The following is a 2988-nucleotide window of genomic DNA, read 5'->3' on the forward strand; positions in this document are numbered from 1 at the left end:
CCCTTGGCTCGCTGACCGCCTTTTTCCTTCTTGGCATCCACACTTTTTAGCGTAGAGCCGTTTGATTTCCGCCGCCTCCGCCCACACTATCCGTAGCCCTGTCCTGTCGCGCAGGGAACCTACCGGTTGGAAGGAGGCGACCGTATCATGGCGATCCTGGAAATCAGCGTCACGCCGGTGGGCACGGGAAGCCCCAGCTTCAGCTCCGTCGTCGCCGCCGCCTGCCGCGCCATCGAGGCGAAGGGGCTGCCCTATCAGGTGACGCCGACGGCGACGGTGATCGAAGGCCCCCTGGACCAGCTCCTCGCCTGCGTCCAGGACGTGCACCGCGCCTGCCTGCAAAGCGGCGCCACCCGCCTCGTCACGCACATCACCATCGACGACCGGCAGGACAAGCCGCTGACGATGATCCAGCAGGTCGAAACGGTGCGCGAGCAGCTGCACTGACGCGCGCCCTTTTTCGGCACGTGCCTGCCCTCGCGCGCGACCGCAGCCCGGCCTTAGGCGCCGGGCTGCGCGTCTTTTTTCGTCCGCGCCTCCTCCAAAATGGTGGCCACGACCGCGTCAACCGGTTGCGGGCCGAGGTCGCCCACGCCGCGCTTGCGCACCGCGACGGTGCCGCTTTCAGCCTCGTTCTTCCCGACGACGAGCATGTAGGGGATTTTCATCAGCTGCGCCTCGCGAATCTTGTAGCCGATCTTCTCGTTCCGCTCGTCCAGCTCCACGCGGATGCCGGCTTGGGCCAGCTTGTCGCGCACCTGGCGCGCGTAGGGCACCTGGGCGTCGGTGATGGTGAGGATGCGCGCCTGCACCGGCGCCAGCCACACCGGGAAGGCCCCCTTGTAGTACTCGAGGAGGAAGGCGACGAAGCGCTCCATCGTGCCGACGATCCCGCGGTGGATCACCACCGGGCGGTGCGGCTTGCCGTCCTCGCCGATGTACTCGAGGCCAAAGCGCTCCGGCAGGTGGAAATCAAGCTGCACCGTGGAGAGCGTCTCGTCCTTGCCCGTCGCCGTACGCACCTGCACGTCCAGCTTCGGGCCGTAGAAGGCCGCCTCCCCTTCCGCCTCCACATAATCGAAGCCCAATTCCTCCATGGCCTCGCGGAGCATGCCCTGGGCCAGCTCCCACATTGCGTCGTTCTGCACGTACTTCTCCTTGTCGTTCGGGTCGCGGTACGACAGGCGGAACCAGAAATCGCGGATGCCGAAGTCGTCGTACACGGCGAGGATCAGCTTGACGACGTTGGTGAACTCCTCTTTGATCTGGTCCGGACGGCAGAAGATGTGGGCGTCGTTGAGCGTCATCGCCCGCACGCGGTGCAGCCCGGTCAGCGCCCCCGACATCTCGTAGCGGTGCATCGTCCCCAGCTCGGCGATGCGGATGGGCAGCTGCCGGTAGCTGCGCACCTCCTGCTTGTACACCATCATGTGGTGCGGGCAGTTCATCGGGCGGAGCACCAGCTCCTCGTTGTCCATCTTCATCGGGGGATACATGTTCTCGTGGTAGTGCTCCCAGTGCCCGGAAATCTTGTACAGCTCCACGTTAGCCAGGTGCGGCGTGTAGACGTGCTGGTAGCCAAGGGCCAGCTCCTTGTCGACGATGTACCGCTCGATGATCCGCCGCACCGTGGCCCCGTAGGGGAGCCAGATGGGCAGGCCCTGCCCCACTTCCGGGGAGAAGGTGAAGATCTTCAGCTCCTTGCCCAGCTTGCGGTGGTCGCGCTCCTTCGCTTCCTCCAGCTGCTTCAGGTACGCCTCCAGCTGGCTCTGCTTGGCCCACGCCGTGCCGTAGACGCGCTGGAGCATCGGCCGGCGGGAGTCGCCGCGCCAGTAGGCCCCGGCCACCGAGAGGAGCTTGAACACCTTGATCTTGCCCGTCGACGGCACGTGCGGCCCGCGGCAGAGGTCGAAGAATTCACCCTGTTCGTAGATCGTGATCGGCTCGCCCTCGGGAATCTCGTCGATCAGCTCCAGCTTCAGGTGGTCGCCGATGGCTTCGTACAGCCGCTTGGCCTCCTCCCGCGTCACCACGCGGCGGCGCACCGGCAGGTCCTCCTGCACGATCTTGCGCATCTCCGCCTCGATCTTCTCCAGGTCCTCCGGCGTGAGCGGCTGGGGCACGTCCATGTCGTAGTAGAAGCCGTTTTCGATGACCGGCCCCACGCCCAGCTTCACCTTGTCGGCCCCGTAGAGCCGTTTCACCGCCTGGGCCAAAAGGTGCGCCGCGCTGTGACGCAGCACCTCGAGGCCCTCCGGCGAGTCGGCGGTGACGATCTCCACCGCCGCGTCCTCTTCCACCGGCGTGGAGAGGTCCACCAGCTTCCCGTTCAGCTTGCCGGCCACGGCCGCCTTCTTCAGGCCGGGCCCGATCGACGCGGCGATCGCCTCCAGCGTGACGCCGCGCTCGTAGGTGCGCACCGAACCGTCGGGCAACGTCACCTGCACCGTCATGGCCCTCGCTCCTTTCGTCGTCGTGTGTGCTGTTGGCAGCTTTCCAAAACAAAAAACACGCCCATCCATAGGGACGAGCGTGTCGTGGTTCCACCCTACTTCGGCAGGCCGGCGGCGCATGCCGCGCGCTTCTGGCGCAACACCATGAGGCGCATCCGCCACATTTCTGGCCGCGCGCACAGGCCCAAACGGCACGCCACTGGTGCGGCTTTGGCCTGCCCTTCTTTGCGATAACGGCGCAACACCGCCGGCAAGCGGATACTCCGGGGCCTTCCGCGGTACCGCGCTCTCTGGGCACCCGTTTCCCCGCCGCTGCTCCGAGGGGGTGAACCCGCTCCCCGTGTTGAGGGGCTTCCAGCCGCAGGCCCCTCTCTCTGGGAACCGTGGGAACGGATCCGTGGCCTCGTCATCGCATTCCCCGTATCGTCGTGTCGTGATCTATTTTACCGCATTTGTGCCATACGTCAACGTTTTTCGGGCTCTAGGTCAATAATTGTGGATGCGAGGTCAACCAAGCCAAGGGAACAAAAGCGAG

General features: G+C 65.5%; 3 protein-coding genes. 1 reads left to right on the forward strand and 2 read right to left on the reverse strand.

What is annotated here, in order from left to right:
• Positions 1–147 precede the first annotated feature (147 nt).
• The gene (locus IEX61_RS12085; RefSeq protein WP_054672686.1) at positions 148–447 is read left to right on the forward strand and encodes an MTH1187 family thiamine-binding protein; all 300 of its coding nucleotides are present in this window, start codon (positions 148–150) and stop codon (positions 445–447) included.
• Between the two features lie 53 nt (positions 448–500).
• Here the strand turns inward: IEX61_RS12085 and thrS are convergent, their stop codons facing one another.
• Positions 501–2453 carry a threonine--tRNA ligase gene (gene thrS / locus IEX61_RS12090; RefSeq protein WP_188818232.1) on the reverse strand — a complete coding sequence of 651 codons (1953 nt, stop codon included), beginning with the start codon at positions 2451–2453 and terminating at the stop codon, positions 501–503.
• Positions 2454–2548: 95 nt separating this feature from the next.
• Positions 2549–2707: a hypothetical protein gene (locus IEX61_RS12095; protein WP_157057859.1), complete on the reverse strand. Its 159-nt coding sequence runs from the start codon at positions 2705–2707 to the stop codon at positions 2549–2551.
• Positions 2708–2988 lie beyond the last annotated feature (281 nt).

Origin of the sequence: Calditerricola satsumensis, from assembly GCF_014646935.1 — a bacterium.
Taxonomy (GTDB): domain Bacteria; phylum Bacillota; class Bacilli; order Calditerricolales; family Calditerricolaceae; genus Calditerricola; species Calditerricola satsumensis.